17 protein-coding genes are annotated in these 16,641 nt (G+C 61.1%); 12 read left to right on the forward strand and 5 right to left on the reverse strand.

The window, feature by feature from the left end; translation table 11 throughout:
- Positions 1-32: 32 nt before the first annotated feature.
- Entirely contained in the window at positions 33-950 is a 918-nt protein-coding gene (locus C4Q27_RS16790) for a putative 2-dehydropantoate 2-reductase (RefSeq protein WP_064491373.1), read from the reverse strand.
- Between the two features lie 100 nt (positions 951-1,050).
- Between C4Q27_RS16790 and C4Q27_RS16795 the strand changes: the two genes are divergently transcribed.
- The 3 genes from C4Q27_RS16795 to C4Q27_RS16805 all read left to right on the forward strand — a co-directional run bounded on the left by C4Q27_RS16795 (position 1,051) and on the right by C4Q27_RS16805 (position 3,950).
- Complete coding sequence (locus C4Q27_RS16795; protein WP_003251890.1) at positions 1,051-1,536, forward strand: YajQ family cyclic di-GMP-binding protein; 486 nt, start codon at positions 1,051-1,053, stop codon at positions 1,534-1,536.
- Between the two features lie 116 nt (positions 1,537-1,652).
- Positions 1,653-2,495 (forward strand): mechanosensitive ion channel family protein, encoded by an 843-nt coding sequence (locus C4Q27_RS16800; RefSeq protein ID WP_003251892.1) that lies wholly within the window; start codon positions 1,653-1,655, stop codon positions 2,493-2,495.
- 210 nt (positions 2,496-2,705) lie between these two features.
- Positions 2,706-3,950: an MFS transporter gene (locus C4Q27_RS16805; RefSeq protein WP_020193624.1), complete on the forward strand. Its 1,245-nt coding sequence runs from the start codon at positions 2,706-2,708 to the stop codon at positions 3,948-3,950.
- Between the two features lie 289 nt (positions 3,951-4,239).
- Here C4Q27_RS16805 and C4Q27_RS16815 read toward each other — a convergent pair whose 3' ends face one another.
- Together C4Q27_RS16815 and C4Q27_RS16820 are read right to left on the reverse strand one after the other, a co-directional pair.
- Complete coding sequence (locus C4Q27_RS16815) at positions 4,240-5,787, reverse strand: AmpG family muropeptide MFS transporter (protein WP_014592267.1); 1,548 nt, start codon at positions 5,785-5,787, stop codon at positions 4,240-4,242.
- 43 nt (positions 5,788-5,830) lie between these two features.
- Positions 5,831-6,184 (reverse strand): MGMT family protein, encoded by a 354-nt coding sequence (locus tag C4Q27_RS16820; RefSeq protein ID WP_020191618.1) that lies wholly within the window; start codon positions 6,182-6,184, stop codon positions 5,831-5,833.
- Between the two features lie 164 nt (positions 6,185-6,348).
- Between C4Q27_RS16820 and C4Q27_RS16825 the strand changes: the two genes are divergently transcribed.
- The 5 genes from C4Q27_RS16825 (at position 6,349) to groL (ending at position 10,927) form a co-directional block, all read left to right on the forward strand.
- A complete protein-coding gene (locus C4Q27_RS16825; RefSeq protein WP_064491143.1) occupies positions 6,349-7,359 on the forward strand; it encodes a DUF481 domain-containing protein in 1,011 nt (336 codons plus the stop codon).
- A gap of 82 nt (positions 7,360-7,441) precedes the next feature.
- Complete coding sequence (locus C4Q27_RS16830; RefSeq protein WP_064491142.1) at positions 7,442-8,173, forward strand: HugZ family protein; 732 nt, start codon at positions 7,442-7,444, stop codon at positions 8,171-8,173.
- Positions 8,174-8,238: 65 nt separating this feature from the next.
- Positions 8,239-8,700: an FxsA family protein gene (locus tag C4Q27_RS16835; RefSeq protein ID WP_003251903.1), complete on the forward strand. Its 462-nt coding sequence runs from the start codon at positions 8,239-8,241 to the stop codon at positions 8,698-8,700.
- A 243-nt stretch (positions 8,701-8,943) separates the two neighbouring features.
- Positions 8,944-9,237, forward strand: a complete 294-nt coding sequence (locus tag C4Q27_RS16840) for a co-chaperone GroES (RefSeq protein WP_003251905.1) — start codon at positions 8,944-8,946, stop codon at positions 9,235-9,237.
- Positions 9,238-9,286: 49 nt separating this feature from the next.
- Positions 9,287-10,927: a chaperonin GroEL gene (gene groL, locus C4Q27_RS16845; RefSeq protein WP_010952474.1), complete on the forward strand. Its 1,641-nt coding sequence runs from the start codon at positions 9,287-9,289 to the stop codon at positions 10,925-10,927.
- Positions 10,928-11,051: 124 nt separating this feature from the next.
- On the opposite strand, the gene pyk is transcribed toward groL, so the two are convergent.
- Positions 11,052-12,506, reverse strand: coding sequence for a pyruvate kinase (pyk, locus tag C4Q27_RS16850; RefSeq protein ID WP_003251912.1), 1,455 nt, complete (start codon positions 12,504-12,506; stop codon positions 11,052-11,054).
- Positions 12,507-12,686: 180 nt separating this feature from the next.
- Between pyk and C4Q27_RS16855 the strand changes: the two genes are divergently transcribed.
- The 3 genes from C4Q27_RS16855 (at position 12,687) to sbcB (ending at position 15,047) form a co-directional block, all read left to right on the forward strand.
- A complete protein-coding gene (locus tag C4Q27_RS16855) occupies positions 12,687-13,073 on the forward strand; it encodes a hypothetical protein (RefSeq protein WP_003251914.1) in 387 nt (128 codons plus the stop codon).
- Between the two features lie 123 nt (positions 13,074-13,196).
- Complete coding sequence (locus C4Q27_RS16860) at positions 13,197-13,556, forward strand: PilZ domain-containing protein (protein ID WP_012053641.1); 360 nt, start codon at positions 13,197-13,199, stop codon at positions 13,554-13,556.
- Between the two features lie 57 nt (positions 13,557-13,613).
- Entirely contained in the window at positions 13,614-15,047 is a 1,434-nt protein-coding gene (sbcB, locus tag C4Q27_RS16865; protein WP_064491140.1) for an exodeoxyribonuclease I, read from the forward strand.
- Positions 15,048-15,120: 73 nt separating this feature from the next.
- Here the strand turns inward: sbcB and mvaT are convergent, their stop codons facing one another.
- Positions 15,121-15,498: a histone-like nucleoid-structuring protein MvaT gene (gene mvaT, locus C4Q27_RS16870; protein ID WP_003251920.1), complete on the reverse strand. Its 378-nt coding sequence runs from the start codon at positions 15,496-15,498 to the stop codon at positions 15,121-15,123.
- A gap of 284 nt (positions 15,499-15,782) precedes the next feature.
- Here mvaT and purU point away from each other — a divergent pair, with 284 nt between their 5' ends.
- Entirely contained in the window at positions 15,783-16,634 is an 852-nt protein-coding gene (gene purU, locus C4Q27_RS16875) for a formyltetrahydrofolate deformylase (RefSeq protein ID WP_003251921.1), read from the forward strand.
- Positions 16,635-16,641 lie beyond the last annotated feature (7 nt).

Consider the following 16,641-nt stretch of genomic DNA (forward strand, 5'->3'; position numbering starts at 1 on the left):
AGGCAATGTCCGTATCCGGTTGAAGGGCCGCGTCAGTCGCAGGGCAAACCACGCGCGCGCAGGTTTTCGACCAAGCGCTGCAGCAGGTGTTCCAGCTGCGGCAAGTGCAGGCCATGACGGCCCGCAGCGCGGCAAGCATGGCCGAGCAGGTAGTGCAACTCGGTGCGCCGTCCTGCATGCACGTCCTGGTACATGGAAGAGTAGTTGGCTGCGGTGGCGAGGATTACCCGCTGCACTTCTTCGTCCAGCCCCTCGGCTGCTTGCGGCTGGCCGCAACGGCGCAGCAGTCGGGCCAGCTCGACGCACAGGGCCTGCACTTCACCCAGGTGCCCCAGCAGCCCGCCATTCTGGCAATCATGAAGGACGGTCAGCGGGTTGATGGCGCAATTGAGCGCCAGCTTGCGCCACAGGCGGGTCAGTATGTCTACTGTCCATTGCGCGGGGATACCGGCCTCGTGCAGGTCATCGAACCAGGCGGGGATCATGGGGTTACGTGGGTCGCCCAGCCAGTTGAAGCCATGGCCGGCAAAACGCACCTGCCAGTCCCCCTCGCGGAAGGCGCCTTCGGTGCTGGAGGCGAAGATGCAGCGAGCGTGCGGCACCAGGTCGGCGACTTCATCCTGGCTGCCAAGGCCATTCTGCAACAGCAGCACTTCGGCGCTCTCGGCCAGCCGTGGCGCTACACCGGCAATCGCCGGGGCAGCGTCATAGGCCTTGCAGGCCACCAGCAGCCGGTGGATCGGGCCTTGCGCCTGCGCCGTTTCGGCAGGTATGGCGTAGTGCCGGGTGTGCTCCTGTTCGACCAGGGTCAGGCCACCGGCCTGCTGATAGGCCTGTAGCCGTTGCCCGTCACGCAGGATCAGGCGCACGGCCTTGCCTGCGCGTGCCAGGCGGCAGGCCCACAGACTGCCAAGGCTACCGGCGCCGAGAATATGCCAGGTGCTGCTCATATGCGTTTCGCAACCCGTTATAATGAGCCCGCATTTTAACCTTCAAACCCAGCGCGCTCCATCTTCAGCCTGAGCGCGCTTTTATTTTGGGAGAACAACCATGCCTTCGTTCGACGTGGTATCGGAACTGGACAAGCACGAAGTGCAGAACGCGGTCGACAACGCCATCAAGGAACTGGACCGCCGCTACGACCTCAAGGGCAAAGGCACCTTCGAGTTCAAGGACAAAGAGCAGACCGTGATGCTCACCGCTGAGGAAGAGTTCCAGCTCGAGGCGATGCTGGAGATCCTGCGCCTGGCACTGGTCAAGCGCAAGATCGACGTGAAGTGCCTGGAAACCAAGGACCCCTACGCCTCCGGCAAGGAAAAGAAACAGGAAGCCAAGTTCCGCGAAGGTATCGACAAGGACCTGGCAAAAAAGATCGTTGCCACCATCAAGGATGGCAAGCTGAAAGTACAGGCCGCCATTCAGGGTGAGCAGGTACGGGTAACCGGCAAGAAACGTGACGATCTGCAGGAAGCCATTGCCCTGCTGCGCACCAAGGAATTCGACATGCCGCTGCAGTTCAACAACTTCCGCGACTGATGCGGGGGTGGCCCGGAACCCCGATGGCCAAATGATGTCCATGGGGGCCGGGGTTGCGTAATAACACGCGCGGCCTGTTCTACCGTGTACTTGCCGCTCGGCATCAGGAGATGAATATGGATTTGAACGCTGAAGTCGATCAGCTCGTCCGCCAATCCCAGACGTGGATTCCCTTGATCATGGAATACGGCAGCCGTGTGCTGCTGGCACTGCTGACCCTGGCGGTCGGCTGGTGGATCATCAACAAGGTCAGCGCCCGCCTCGGCAAGCTGGTGGGGCTGCGCAACGCCGACCTGGCGCTGCAGGGCTTCATCAGCACCCTGGCGAACATCGTGCTGAAGGTGCTGCTGTTGGTCAGCGTGGCCTCGATGATCGGCATCGAGACCACCTCGTTCGTCGCCGCCATCGGTGCCGCAGGCCTGGCCATCGGCCTTGCCTTGCAGGGCAGCCTGGCGAACTTCGCCGGTGGTGTGCTGATTCTGATGTTCCGCCCGTTCCGTATCGGTGACTGGATCGAGGCGCAGGGCGTTGCCGGCACCGTCGACAGTATCCAGATCTTCCACACCGTGCTGCGCACCGGTGACAACAAGACGGTCATCATGCCCAATGGCAGCCTGTCCAACGGCATCATTACCAACACCAACCGCCAGCCGACGCGCAAGGTGGTGTTCGATGTGGGCGTTGACTACGAGGCCGACCTGCAGAAGGCCCGCAATGTGTTGCTGGAACTGGCAAAGGACCCGCGTGTTCTGCAAGACCCGGCACCGCAGGCGGTCGTGTCGACGCTGGGCGACAGCTCGATCACCGTATCGCTGCGGTTGTGGACCAAGACCTCCGATTACTGGGACGTGATGTTCATGCTCAACGAGTATGCGCGTGACCGGTTGAAGGCCGAAGGGATCGACATTCCGTTCCCGCAGCGGGTTATTCGCGTGGTGCAGGAGACTGCAACGCAGTAATGCCGCGTTCAAGCCGGGGCCGCTTTGCGCCCCTTCGCGGGCAAGCCCGCCCCTACGAGGACATGCGTGTTCTGTGTAGGAGCGGGCTTGCCCGCGAAGGGGCGCAAAGCGGCCCCAGCTTTTTCCGACCCTGATTACACTTGCTCACAGCAATTTCCAGCCATTTCTGGCATATAGCGTGACCCCGCCCGCCACACCCGATACGCCATCATGAAACCACTGCTGTATATCACCCCTCTGCGTGCCTTGCTGTTCGGCCTGACCCTGGCCCTGTTCGAACTGCTGACCTACCTGGCCAGCGACGCGGTCATGCCGGCCATGCCGGTCGTGGTCAGCGACCTCGACGCCAGCCCCGAATACATACCCCATGCCCTCAACCTGTACCTGCTGGGGGGCGTGGTACTGCAATGGCTGATCGGCCCGTTGGCCGACCGTTATGGACGGCGCCCGCTGCTGCTGGTCGGCTGCGCATTCTTTGGCCTGGCCTGCCTGGCTACCTTCTGGGTCCAGGACATCGGCCTGTTCAACCTGTTGCGCCTGTTGCAGGGCATTGGCCTGGGCTTTGTGGTCACCGTCAGCTACCCAGCCCTGAACGAGGCTTTCAGCGAGGCTGATGCCGTACGCATGATGGCCCTGCTGGCCAACATCGCCTTGCTGTCGCCCCTGCTCGGGCCGCTGGTGGGCACCTTGCTGCTGCAATGGCTGGACTGGCGCTGGCTGTTCGTGGCATTCGCCATCGGCGCGGTGCTGGCCTGGCTGCTGCTGTACCGCCTGATGCCGGAAACCCTGGGCGTGGAGCGCCGTGACGGCTCGCGGCTGGCGTTCACGCCGATTCACCTGCTGCCGCTGTTGGCGGGCTATGGTCAGTTGCTGGGCAACCGCCGCTTCGTTGCAGGCAGCGCCGCCCTTGGGTTGGTCGGCTTGCCGCTGATTGGCTGGATTGGCCTGTCGCCGGTGCTGCTGATTCACGATGAGGGGTTGAGTACCCTGGAGTATGCCTTGTGGCAGTTGCCGGTATTTGGCGGGCTGATCCTCGGTAACCTGATCATCAATCGTATTGCCGATCGCTACCCACTGCCAGCCCTGGTGCGTGGCGCGCTCTGGCCATACCTGGCTGGCCTGTGCCTGATGGTGCTGGCGACCTGGTACTGGCCGAGCGTGACCAGTGTGGTGGCCGGCATGTCGTTGTATGCGCTGGGGTTGGGCGTGGCCAATGCGGTGCTGTACCGCATGACGCTGTTCTCCAGTGAGCAGAGCAAGGGGCTGGTTTCGGCCATGCTGGGGATGATCACCATTGCCTTGCTGGGGCTCGGCGGTGCGCTGCTGGCGATGATTGGCGCCGGTGCCAGCTTGCTGCATTTTGCCCTGGCGGCGGGGGTGGCGGGGGCGTTGGCGCTGTGGCCGCTGTGGTTTGTGGTGGGTGGGCGGCCTGGGGAAGGGGCTGTAGCTCGATAATCGGTATTGCCGGGGCCGGCCTCTTCGCGGGTAAACCCGCTCCTACGAGGCAACGCGTGCTGGCCTCTTCGCGGGTAAACCCGCTCCTACGAGGCAACGCGTGCTGGCCTCTTCGCGGGTAAACCCGCTCCTACGAGGCAACGCGTGCTGGCCTCTTCGCGGGTAAACCCGCTCCTACGAGGCAGCGCGTGCCGGCCTCTTCGCGGGTAAACCCGCTCCTACACAGGGCCGCGCCGCCTTGTAGGAGCGGGTTTACCCGCGAAGAGGCCAGCACAGGCAATACAAAACTTCAGGGCCGCTCAGCCACCGAGTGGTCGTCCGCCACTGGCGTTCCCCGCCCGGCTTCCTGATGCCACTGCAGGGCAATCAGGATCAGCGTAGGCACCCCCAGCAGCGCCGTGATCAGGAAGAAGTCGTGGTAGCCGAACTTCTCCACAATAACGCCCGAATACCCGCCAATCAGCCGCGGCAACAGCAGCATGATCGAACTGAGCAGCGCGTACTGGGTCGCCGAGAACTTCAGGTTGGTCAGGCTTGACAGGTAGGCGACAAAGGCCGAGGTAGCCATGCCGGAGCTGAAGTTGTCCAGTGAGATGGTCACCACCAGCATTTCCAGGTTCGGCCCCATGTCAGCCAGCATCAGGAACAGGATGTTGGTGCCGGCAGAGGCTACGCCGCCGATGAACAGGATGGGCATGATGCCGAAGCGTACGATCAGCAGGCCGCCAACCCCGGCGCCGACCAGGGTCATGATCAGGCCGAAGATCTTGCTGACGCTGGCAATCTGGTCCTTGGTGAAGCCCATGTCGATATAGAACACGTTGGCCATCACCCCCATCACCGTGTCCGACATGCGATAGGTGGCGATCAGGCCTAGCAGCAGCAGAGCCTGCCAGCGGTAGCGGGTGATGAAGTCGTTGATCGGGGTCAGCACGGGGGCCAGGCCGCGACGGCCGAGGCTCGACAGGCAGGCCCAGGACAGCAGCACGTAGAGGATCAGGCGCAGGAAGGCGCGGTCTTCCAGCAGCAGGTCGAGCGGCGTGGCATCACCGGAGATCACGCTGGACCAGCCGGTATTGAACATCTGGGTGAAGCTGGCCGGTACCGAGACCAGCAGGATGATCAGCACGAACACCGAGGCCATCTGGTGCACCAGCCCGTAGCGCGCTGCCGATAGCTGGGTGCGCATGGGCACTGGTGGTTCGCGCATGACCAACGTGGTGAACAGGGCGGGCAGCATCATCACCCCGAACATCACGTACGTGCCGGCCCAGGCCTTGTGCAGGTAGCTGAAGCCGGTAGAGCCGAACCACTCGGCGAAGAACAGGGCACCGGCCGTGGCGAGCAAGGCAGCCACCCGGTAGCCGGCCATGTAGCTGGCTGCGAGCGCGGCCTGGCGCTGGTCGTCAGCGATTTCCAGGCGGTAGGCGTCGACAGCGATGTCCTGGGTAGCCGAGGCGAAGGCCACCAGTACGGCCATGGCGATCAGCCAGGAGAGGTGTTGTTGCGGGTCGCACAGGCTCATGCCGACCAGCCCGATCACCACCAGCGCTTGCGACAACAGCAGCCACGAACGCCGGCGCCCGAGGCCGCCAAGCAGCGGCAAGCGCCATTGGTCGAGCAGCGGTGACCAGACCCACTTGAAGGCGTAGGCCAAGCCAATCAGGCTGGCATAACCGATGGTTTCACGGGCAACGCCGGCTTCGCGCAACCATACCGACAGGGTCGAGAACACCAGCATGTAGGGCAGGCCGGCGGCGAAACCGAGTAGCAAAAGTACCAATGTTGACGGGCTGGCATAGGCAGCAAGCGCAGCGCGCCAGGTTTTACGGGGCATGGGCCAACATCTGCCTCAAGTTTTCGAAAACAAAGCGCGCACTCTAACCGCTGTGCTCCATTGGGCGCCAGCCATGGCGCGTCATATCCACACGATTGTTGCTTACATTCACACCTTCCCCGCGTAACCGCGCCCGTTGTTCATCGCCCGACGGGGTGCCCAGCGGCAGGCTCAACCGGCCACCTGCACCGAGCACCCGGTGCCAAGGCAGGCGTGTGTCTGCAGGCAACTGCCCCAGGGTACGCCCCACCCAGCGCGCCGCACGGCCAAGCCCGGCCAGTTCGGCCAGTTGGCCATAGCTCACGACCTTACCGGGTGGCACTTGGCCCAGTACTGAATACAGCGCCGTTCGTCGGCCCTCGGCCGAATCGAGGGCGTGCTCATATCCATCAGACATCTCGCCCGCCTTGGGCTGCAGATGAAACCGGACCGGTGGTCTGGTAAATGAGAGTTGAACTCAACGGCATACTCCCGGTCTGTCCTTGCTCTGGTCGTGGGTATCTGGATAATGCCCGGCTTTTTCGTCAAATCGAACCCATAGTCCGCAAACAAAGCCCGTTTATGAATTCTAGATCCTTGTTGTGCCTTCTTGCTGTTTCCCTGTGTGCCTCTCCAGTGTGGGCCGACACTGTGTGGATGAAGAACGGTGACCGGCTAAGTGGCAAGATCAAGGTATTCGACGGCGGCAAGCTGCTGCTGGAAACCCCTTATGGCGGGTCCATCGCCCTGGACTGGAAACAGGTCCAGACGCTGGAAAGCGACCAGGAGATGCTGGTCAAGCAGGACGCCTACAGCGGAGAGAAAGCCAAGTCGCTCAAGGCGGCAGAGCCAGGCAAGGTGACCTTGGCCAATGGCGATTCACCGAAGACGGTGGAGCTGGCCAGCATCGAGCAGATCATGAAGCCCAAGCCGCTGGTCGAGGATTTCGTGTGGAAAGGTAATGTCGACGTGGCGCTGGACTACAAGCGCGCAGAGAACGACACCGACGATTACGACGTGGGCTTCAAGACCACTGCCCGCCATGGCCGCTGGCGGCACAACGCCGAGGGTGAGTACAACCGCGAGACCAAGGACGACGTCACCACCACCAACAACTGGAGCGCCGAGTACGCGCTGGACCGCTTCATTACCGATAAGTGGTTCTGGCAGGGGCGTGCGGAATACAAGCGCGATCACATCGAAGACCTGGCCCGCCAGCGCACCGTGGGTACCGGCCCGGGTTACCAGTTCTGGGACGATGAGCTGGGTGCGTTCTCGCTGGGCTCACTGATCAACCGCACTGATTTCGAGTACCGGGACGGCGGCAAGGATAATTTCTATTCTGCGGCCGTGAAGTGGGATTACACCCGCTACCTGATCGGCAAGAACGTGCAGCTGTTCACCAACGGCGAGTTCGCCAAGCCGCTGGGTGGCGTGGCCGACTACTCGCTGGATGCCGAGGTTGGCCTGCGCTACAAGGTCACCGAGTGGGCCTCGCTGAACCTCAAGGCGGAGAAGGATATCATCACCGGCACGCGTGAGAGTGACCTGGACAAGACACGCTATACCGCGGGCTTCGGCGTTACCTGGTAAGGCGTCTGGATGCAGGTCAGTGGCACAGGCAGCTGATAATGCTTATCTTGTCCCCAACCCGTCCGCCAGGAGCCGCCCTCAAGTGAGTACCAACGCCATTCGCCCCGCCCGGGAACTGCTGCTCAAGGAATACCGCGGCGTGCTTTCGACACATTCCAGGTCGATGCCTGGCTACCCCTTCGGTTCGGTCGTGCCGTACTGCCTGGACGCCCAGGGCAACCCGCTGATCCTGATCAGCCGCATTGCCCAGCACACCCACAACCTGCAGAAGGACCCCAAGTGTTCGCTGCTGGTGGGTGAGCGCGAGGCCGAGGATGTGCAGGCGGTAGGGCGCCTGACGGTGATGGCCGAAGCGCACAAGCTGGTCGACGAGGCCGTCATCGAGGCCGCCGCCGAACGCTATTACCGCTATTTCCCGGACGCGGCCGACTACCACAAGGCCCACGATTTCGATTTCTGGGTGCTGCAACCGGTGCGCCACCGCTACATCGGCGGCTTCGGTGCGATCCACTGGCTTGACCATGTGACCTTGGCCAACCCGTTCGCGGGCAAGGCCGAGGGGAGCATGATCGAACACATGAACAGCGATCACGCCAGTGCCATTGCCCACTACGTCGAATTGACCGGGTTGCCACAGCACGTACCGGCGCAGATGGTTGGGGTAGACAGCGAAGGCATGCACCTGCGCATCGGCCAGGCAGTGCACTGGTTGCCTTTCCCCACTACTTGCAACACGCCGACGCAAGTCCGCGAGGCCTTGGTTTTGCTGGCTCGCGCCGACCATTGGCCGCTTGTGATGCAAGCCGAGGGTTGAAATCCGGAGCGCAGGCATCCATTTGAGGTCTTATTGGAAGGTTATCTTCCGTCGAGGAACCCTTGATGCGTGCTTTTCTACTGCTGTTTCTGATTTTTCCTGTGCTGGAGCTGTTCGTCTTCGTGAAGGTCAGCGCGGCTATCGGTTTCTTCCCGGCGTTGCTGCTGATCATCGCCGGCTCCGCCCTGGGCGTACTGGTCATGCGGGTGGCCGGCCTGGCGACTGCATTGCGCGCCCGTGAAAGCCTGCAGCGCGGTGAATTGCCCGCCGAGGACATGTTCCAGGGCATGATGCTGGCCGTGGGCGGTGGCCTGTTGTTGCTGCCCGGCTTCATCAGCGACGTGCTGGGTGTGCTGTGCCTGCTGCCATTCACCCGCCGCCTGGCGGCGCGCAAGATGCGCGAGCGTGCCGAGGCCCAGGCCATGCGCCAGCGTGCATTCCAGGATGACCCCTTCCAGGCGCAGCCGCGTGATGGCGGCCACCGCCCGAACGTGATCGAAGGCGAGTACGAGCGCCGCGACAAGTAACAAGGACCGGGGCCGCGCAAGCGGCCCCGGTTTTTTTGGGCCTGATGAAAAATTTTCTATCTCGAGCCTTGTAATTGGATGTGGCGGCCTCATGTATGTGGTCACCGCAAGGTTTCTGGTGGCAACACCAGACATTACACAGGTGGTTCGCTCACAGCGGGCCACCCCCGGCAACGCCGGACAGCATCAAAACCGCCGGTGTCGAACCGGCCGATGAAAACCACAATTTGGGAGAGATCGACAATGAAACTTCGTCCTCTGCATGACCGCGTAGTCATCCGTCGCAGCGAAGAAGAATCGAAAACCGCTGGCGGTATCGTCCTGCCGGGTTCGGCCGCTGAAAAACCAAACCGCGGCGAAGTTGTAGCCGTCGGCACCGGTCGCGTTCTGGACAACGGCGAAGTTCGCGCGCTGGCCGTGAAAGTGGGTGACAAAGTGGTTTTCGGCCCGTACTCGGGCAGCAACACCGTGAAAGTCGATGGCGAAGACCTGCTGGTCATGGCCGAGAACGAAATCCTCGCCGTTGTCGAAGGCTGATTTCCCCCGACTTCCCGTTACTCCAAAGTTTTTCAAGGATTAAACGATCATGGCTGCTAAAGACGTAAAATTTGGTGATTCCGCTCGTAAGAAAATGCTGGTTGGTGTCAACGTTCTGGCTGACGCGGTAAAAGCGACCCTGGGCCCGAAAGGCCGTAACGTGGTACTGGCCAAGAGCTTCGGCGCGCCGACCATCACCAAGGACGGCGTTTCCGTCGCCAAAGAAATCGAGCTGAAAGACGCTTTCGAAAACATGGGCGCCCAGCTGGTCAAGGAAGTTGCTTCCAAGGCCAACGACGCTGCCGGTGACGGCACCACCACCGCTACCGTTCTGGCTCAGGCCATCGTCAACGAAGGCCTGAAAGCCGTCGCTGCCGGCATGAACCCGATGGACCTGAAGCGCGGTATCGACAAGGCCACTGCTGCCGTTGTTGCCGAGCTGAAGAACCTGTCCAAGCCATGCGCCGACTCCAAGGCCATCGCCCAGGTAGGTACCATCTCTGCCAACTCCGACAACTCCATCGGTGAAATCATCGCCGAAGCCATGGAAAAAGTCGGTAAAGAAGGCGTGATCACCGTTGAAGAAGGCTCGGGCCTGGAAAACGAACTGTCCGTCGTAGAAGGCATGCAGTTCGACCGCGGCTACCTGTCGCCGTACTTCGTCAACAAGCCGGACACCATGGTTGCCGAGCTGGAAGGCCCGCTGCTGCTGCTGGTCGACAAGAAAATCTCCAACATCCGTGAGCTGCTGCCAGTTCTGGAAGCCGTTGCCAAGGCCGGCCGCCCACTGCTGATCGTTGCCGAAGACGTTGAAGGTGAAGCGCTGGCTACCCTGGTAGTCAACAACATGCGCGGCATCGTCAAGGTTGCTGCAGTCAAGGCTCCGGGCTTCGGCGATCGCCGCAAGGCCATGCTGCAGGACATCGCTGTCCTGACTGGCGGCCAGGTCATCTCCGAAGAAATCGGCCTGTCCCTGGAAACCGCTACCCTGGAGCACCTGGGTAACGCCAAGCGCGTCATCCTGTCCAAGGAAAACACCACCATCATCGACGGTGCTGGCGCTGACACCGAGATCGAAGCACGCGTCAAGCAGATCCGTGCCCAGATCGAAGAAACTTCCTCGGACTACGACCGTGAGAAGCTGCAAGAGCGTCTGGCCAAGCTGGCTGGCGGTGTTGCCGTGATCAAGGTCGGTGCCGGCACCGAAGTTGAAATGAAAGAGAAGAAAGCCCGCGTTGAAGACGCCCTGCACGCTACCCGTGCAGCCGTTGAAGAAGGCGTGGTGCCTGGCGGTGGTGTTGCCCTGGTTCGCGCCCTGGCAGCCATCATCGACCTGAAAGGCGACAACGAAGACCAGAACGTCGGTATCGCGCTGCTGCGTCGCGCTGTTGAATCCCCGCTGCGCCAGATCACTGCCAACGCCGGTGATGAGCCAAGCGTGGTTGCTGACAAGGTCAAGCAAGGTTCGGGCAACTTCGGCTACAACGCCGCTACCGGTGAATACGGCGACATGATCGAGATGGGTATCCTGGACCCAGCCAAGGTCACTCGCTCGGCGCTGCAAGCTGCTGCTTCGATCGGTGGTCTGATGATCACCACCGAAGCCATGGTTGCCGACCTGCCGGAAGACAAGCCAGCTGCTGGCATGCCTGATATGGGCGGCATGGGTGGCATGGGCGGCATGATGTAAGCCAGCCTTACCCCTGCACCATCAAAAAGCCCCGGTTCGCGAGAACCGGGGCTTTTTTTATTGCTGTCGGGGCCTCTTCGCAGCACAAGGCTGCACTTGAGCCTTGTGCTGTGAAACGAGTGGATCAACCGACCAGCGGATCACCGACGTGCAGGATTTTCATGCCGTTGGTGCCACCGATGGTGTGGTAGCTGTCACCCTTGGTCAGGATCACCCAGTCACCTTGCTCCACCAGGCCACGTTTGAGCAGCTCGTCGACCGCCGCCTGGCTCACCTTGTCGGCCGGCAGCGCGGCCGGGTCGAAGGCAATCGGGTACACGCCACGGAACATCGAGGCGCGCGCCTGGGTGGCGCGGTGCGGCGACAGGGCGAAGATCGGTACATGCGAACGCAGGCGCGACATGATCAGCGGGGTGTAGCCGCTTTCGGTCAGGGCGATGATCGCCTTTACGCCCGGGAAGTGGTTGGCAGTGTACATGGCCGCCAAGGCGATGCTTTCGTCGCAGCGCTGGAAGGTGGTGTGCAGGCGATGGCTGGACTTCTGGCTGGTCGGGTGCTTTTCGGCACCCAGGCAGATGCGTGCCATGGCCTGGACAGCTTCGATCGGGTAGGAACCGGCGGCGCTTTCGGCCGACAGCATCACCGCATCGGTGTTGTCCAGCACGGCGTTGGCCACATCGGACACTTCCGCGCGGGTCGGCATCGGGTTCTGGATCATCGACTCCATCATCTGGGTCGCCACGATCACGGCCTTGTTGTTGCGGCGGGCGTGCTGGATGATCTTCTTCTGGATAGCGATCAGCTCGGCGTCGCCGATTTCCACGCCCAGGTCACCACGGGCAACCATCACCGCGTCGGAGGCGGCGATCAGCTTGTCGAGGGTCTCGTCATCGGCCACCGCTTCGGCGCGTTCGATCTTGGCCACCAGCCAGGCGCTGCCGCCGGCTTCATCACGCAGCTTGCGCGCGTATTCCATATCGCTGGCGTCACGCGGGAAGGATACGGCCAGGTAGTCCAGGTCCATTTCCGCAGCCAGTTTGATGTCGGCCTTGTCTTTTTCGGTCAGGGCCGGTGCGGTCAGGCCGCCACCTTTACGGTTGATGCCTTTGTGGTCCGACAGTGGGCCACCGATGATCACCACGCAGTGCAGGGCATCTGCAGTGGCGGTTTCGACGCGCATGACCACGCGGCCATCGTCGAGCAGCAGTTCGTCACCAACGCCGCAGTCCTTGACCAGGTCGGGGTAGTCGATACCGACGATGTCCTGGTTGCCTTCGGTCAGCGGGTGGGCGGTGGAGAAGGTGAACTTGTCACCGATCTTCAGTTCGATGCGCTTGTTGGCGAACTTGGCGATGCGGATCTTCGGACCCTGCAGGTCGCCCAGCAGTGCAACATGGCGGCCGTTCTTGGCGGCGATGTCACGGATCAGGCGCGCGCGGGCCTTGTGCTCGTCCGGTGTGCCGTGGGAGAAGTTCAGACGTGCCACGTCCAGGCCGGCGAGGATCAGTTGTTCGATCACTTCCGGCGAGTTGCTGGCGGGGCCAAGGGTGGCGACGATTTTGGTGCGGCGGATGCTCATGCACAGACTCCTATAGTGAAGCGCAGCGAAAGGCTACTCCTGAATCTCGCTGTAGTCATTGTTCCGTTGCACTACCTGCAACCAAGGCAGGGTGGCATTTGAACGGGGCAGGGTATCCTTGCAAAAGGGTGTGAAGATTTGCAGGCAAACGCCGATACACTGGCATCAAAGGAGATCCCCATGCGAGCCCTGATCGTTTTAGCCTTGGCCGCCAGCGCCGTCGGCTGTACCCGCTGGTCCATGGACCACCACCTGAACAATGCCTACCGCGCCTACGACCGCGGCGATTGCGCACGGGTCATGCTCGAACTGTCGCAGGTTGATCGCACCAGCCGTGCCCGGCCGTTCATCCACCCCGAAGTGTCACTGCTGCGCGGCCAGTGCCTGGAGCGCCAGGCGTTGTACGTGGACGCGGCGCAGACCTATCAGTACCTGATCCAGCAGTACCCGGGCAACGAATATGCCTATCGCGCCCGGGCGCGCCTGCAGACCTTGGAAAAACTCGGCCATTTGCGCGGTGCAGAAACGGCCGTGGCCAACCCGGTGACGACCGTACCTTGGCGCTAACACAAAGGTGTGGTTTATTTCACGGGATTTGCTGCGCTTGCTGCGCTAATCTGTAACTCAGCTGTTACAACAACCGCCAGTACCTAGTATTCCTGGCATCAGGTACGGAATACACTCGCGATCATGTTCAACAAGCGCCACATAGAACGTCATCAGCTACCTTGTGTCCTCAAGGTGTTCAACCGCTTTACCGGTCAGGAGATCGGTCAGCTAGGCAATGCCTCTGAAAATGGGTTGATGGTCATCAGCCAGCTGCCCGTGTTGGTCGGGCCCGATTACGAGCTGCAACTGCGTATGCCCCTGCCTGGCGGCGGGCACCAGTTCGTCAACCTCACTGCCAGTTGCCTGTGGTGCCGCGAGGACCAGACGCCTGGGCACTACGATTCGGGCTTCATGCTGCTGCAGTCTCCGCGCGAGTACGATGATTTCGTACGTTCGTTGCGCGACTATTTCAGTTTCCGCCCCGCCAACGCTCCCGTCTGAACGTTCATTTTTCAGAATCGCGCTAGAATCGGGTCGACCTTGATACAGGACGACCCCGTGACCTCCAGCATTTTCTGGCACGACTATGAAACCACCGGCATCAACCCGCGCTGCGATCGGCCGCTGCAGGTGGCCGGCCTGCGCACTGACTTCGACCTTAACGAAATCGACGAGCCAATCAGCCTTTATTGCCGACCGTCGGACGACATCCTGCCGCACCCGGCGGCCTGCCTGGTGACAGGCATTACGCCGCAACTGCTGGCGGAGCAGGGCCTGTGCGAAGCCGAGTTCATGACTCGCGTGCATGCCCAGCTGGCGCAACCGGGCACCTGTGGTGCCGGCTACAACACCCTGCGCTTCGACGATGAAGTGACCCGCTACAGCCTTTACCGCAACTTTTTCGACCCCTATGCCCGTGAATGGCAGGGAGGCAATAGCCGCTGGGACCTGATCGACATTGTGCGTACCGCCTATGCCTTGCGCCCGGAAGGCATTGAATGGCCGCAACAGGACGGGCGCACCAGCCTGCGTCTGGAACTGCTGAGCAAGGCCAATGGCATTGACCACGGTCATGCCCACGAAGCGCTTTCCGACGTGCGGGCAACCATTGCCTTGGCTCGCCTGATTCGGCAGAAACAACCCAAGTTGTATGACTGGCTGTTTCAGCTGCGCAGCAAGCATAAAGTGATGGAGCAGGTCCGTCTGTTGCAGCCACTGGTGCATATATCCGGGCGTTTTTCGGCGGCGCGCAATTACCTGGGGGTCGTATTGCCACTGGCCTGGCACCCGCGTAATCGCAATGCACTGATTGTCTGCGACCTGCATCAGGAAACCCTACCGTTACTGCGGGAAAGTGCTGAAGTTTTACGTCAGCGCTTGTACACCCGGCATGATGAATTGGCCGAAGGTGAATTACCGGTACCGCTCAAATTGGTGCAGATCAATCGCTGCCCGGTAGTGGCGCCGCTGTCGGTATTACGCCCGGTCGATCAGCAACGATTGGGCCTGGACTTGACGTTGTTACAATCGCGCGGTGAACAACTGGCCAATCAACAGGCGCAATGGCAAGAAAAGCTGGAGCACATCTATGGCAAGGACGAGTTTGCCCCGAGTGAGGACCCGGAACAGCAGTTGTATGATGGTTTTATAGGTGACCGCGACCGGCGCTTATGCGAGCAAGTTCGTGCGCTGGAACCGGCGCAGTTGAGCCATGGCCAATGGATGTTCGATGATCCGCGTTTGCCGGAGCTGTTGTTCCGCTACCGGGCACGTAACTTCCCTGAAACCTTGACCGGCGAAGAGCGGCAACGTTGGTATGGCTTCTGCCAACAGCGCCTGAGCGACCCGCAGTGGGGGGCGCCGAATACCTTGGGCGACTTCGAAAAGGCGCGCCAGCAAGCCTGGGAGGGGGCCGACGAGGCAGGCAGGCGCGTGTTGGAGGCCTGGCAACTGCATGCTCGACAATTGCAGGAACGCTATTCAATCGGCTGATGGCAGATAAACAAAAACGCCGGCAATGTGCCGGCGTTTTTGTTGTGCGAAGCAAGAGGGCGTATGCGGATAATCAGTCCAGCAGGGTTGCCCAGCTTTCAACCACGTCGCCGCCCCAAGTGGCTTTCCACTCTTTCAGGGTCTTGTGGTTGCCGCCTTTGGTTTCGATCACTTCACCGTTGTGCGGGTTCTTGTATTGCTTGACCTTGCGTGCGCGCTTGGTGGCGGTAGTCTTGACCGAACCACGAGGTGCCTTGCTCAGTTTCGACTCTGGATCGAGCAGGGCAATCACGTCGCGCAGCGACTTGGAGTACTCGCCCATCAGTGTGCGCAGTTTGCCTTCGAACTCCAGTTCTTTCTTCAGCTTGTCATCCTGCGACAGATTGGCCAGGCGGGCCTGAAGTTCCTTGATGGCTTCTTCGGTGGCGCGGTACTCGTTGATCAGGGACATGGAGTGTTCCTTAATGCGTGTTCAGAAATGTGTGGGGCAATAATAGACAGCCCATACTCGCAAGTAAACATAAGATTGGGCAATTAACTGTTAATTAAGCTGTGACAGCATTTCTCTACGTGAACAAAATTTTACATATGCCCCGTGCGTTTCCTCTTGTCTGTCAGGCAGCGCCCGTGTGGCGTTTTCGGGCTTGCATATGCCATCGCGGTAACGATCAATACTGCGTTTTTTCTGGCGGACCGCTAGAATAGGCGCCTTTGCGAAGTTCTGGAGTCTCATTCATGCGCACCTATCGTCTGGTGATCGCCTGCCCCGACCGTGTAGGCATCGTGGCGAAAGTCAGTAATTTCCTGGCCTTGTACAATGGCTGGATCAACGAAGCCAGCCACCACTCCGATGAGCAGAGCGGTTGGTTCTTCATGCGTCATGAAATCCGCGCTGAATCGCTGCCGTTCGGTATCGAAGCCTTCCGTGAGGCGTTTGCGCCGATCGCCGAAGAGTTCTCCATGACCTGGCGCATTACCGACTCGGCTCAGAAAAAACGCGTGGTATTGATGGCCAGCCGTGAGTCGCACTGCCTGGCAGACTTGCTGCACCGCTGGCACACCGATGAGCTGGACTGCGAGATCCCTTGCGTGATTTCCAACCACAACGACCTGCGCAGCATGGTCGAGTGGCACGGTATTCCGTTCTTCCATGTACCGGTCGACCCCAAAGACAAGGCCCCGGCCTTTGCCGAGGTGTCGCGCCTGGTGCAGGAGCATGCGGCCGACGTCGTGGTGCTGGCCCGCTACATGCAGATCCTGCCGCCACAACTGTGCCGGGACTATGCCGAGAAGGTGATCAACATCCATCACAGCTTCCTGCCGTCGTTCGTCGGCGCCAAGCCTTACCACCAGGCCGCCCTGCGTGGGGTGAAGCTGATCGGCGCGACGTGCCACTACGTCACCGAAGAGCTGGATGCCGGCCCGATCATCGAGCAGGATGTGGTGCGTGTCAGCCATGCCGACAGCATCGAGGACATGGTCCGCTTCGGCCGTGATGTGGAGAAGATGGTGCTGGCCCGTGGCCTGCGTTATCACCTGGAGGACCGCGTGCTGGTGCATGGTAACAAGACTGTGGTGTTCGACTGACACCGTG

Origin of the sequence: Pseudomonas sp. SWI36, from assembly GCF_002948105.1 — a bacterium.
In the GTDB taxonomy this organism is placed as follows: domain Bacteria; phylum Pseudomonadota; class Gammaproteobacteria; order Pseudomonadales; family Pseudomonadaceae; genus Aquipseudomonas; species Aquipseudomonas alloputida.

Coding starts and splice junctions, on each gene's coding strand:
- C4Q27_RS16825 (WP_064491143.1), top strand. CDS start 6,349: ATGAATTCTAGATCCTTGTTGTGCCTTCTTGCTGTTTCCCTGTGTGCC.
- mvaT (WP_003251920.1), bottom strand. CDS start 15,498: ATGTCCCTGATCAACGAGTACCGCGCCACCGAAGAAGCCATCAAGGAA.
- C4Q27_RS16855 (WP_003251914.1), top strand. CDS start 12,687: ATGCGAGCCCTGATCGTTTTAGCCTTGGCCGCCAGCGCCGTCGGCTGT.
- C4Q27_RS16840 (WP_003251905.1), top strand. CDS start 8,944: ATGAAACTTCGTCCTCTGCATGACCGCGTAGTCATCCGTCGCAGCGAA.
- purU (WP_003251921.1), top strand. CDS start 15,783: ATGCGCACCTATCGTCTGGTGATCGCCTGCCCCGACCGTGTAGGCATC.
- C4Q27_RS16820 (WP_020191618.1), bottom strand. CDS start 6,184: ATGTCTGATGGATATGAGCACGCCCTCGATTCGGCCGAGGGCCGACGA.
- C4Q27_RS16860 (WP_012053641.1), top strand. CDS start 13,197: ATGTTCAACAAGCGCCACATAGAACGTCATCAGCTACCTTGTGTCCTC.
- C4Q27_RS16795 (WP_003251890.1), top strand. CDS start 1,051: ATGCCTTCGTTCGACGTGGTATCGGAACTGGACAAGCACGAAGTGCAG.
- C4Q27_RS16790 (WP_064491373.1), bottom strand. CDS start 950: ATGAGCAGCACCTGGCATATTCTCGGCGCCGGTAGCCTTGGCAGTCTG.
- C4Q27_RS16800 (WP_003251892.1), top strand. CDS start 1,653: ATGGATTTGAACGCTGAAGTCGATCAGCTCGTCCGCCAATCCCAGACG.
- C4Q27_RS16805 (WP_020193624.1), top strand. CDS start 2,706: ATGAAACCACTGCTGTATATCACCCCTCTGCGTGCCTTGCTGTTCGGC.
- C4Q27_RS16835 (WP_003251903.1), top strand. CDS start 8,239: ATGCGTGCTTTTCTACTGCTGTTTCTGATTTTTCCTGTGCTGGAGCTG.
- C4Q27_RS16815 (WP_014592267.1), bottom strand. CDS start 5,787: ATGCCCCGTAAAACCTGGCGCGCTGCGCTTGCTGCCTATGCCAGCCCG.
- pyk (WP_003251912.1), bottom strand. CDS start 12,506: ATGAGCATCCGCCGCACCAAAATCGTCGCCACCCTTGGCCCCGCCAGC.
- groL (WP_010952474.1), top strand. CDS start 9,287: ATGGCTGCTAAAGACGTAAAATTTGGTGATTCCGCTCGTAAGAAAATG.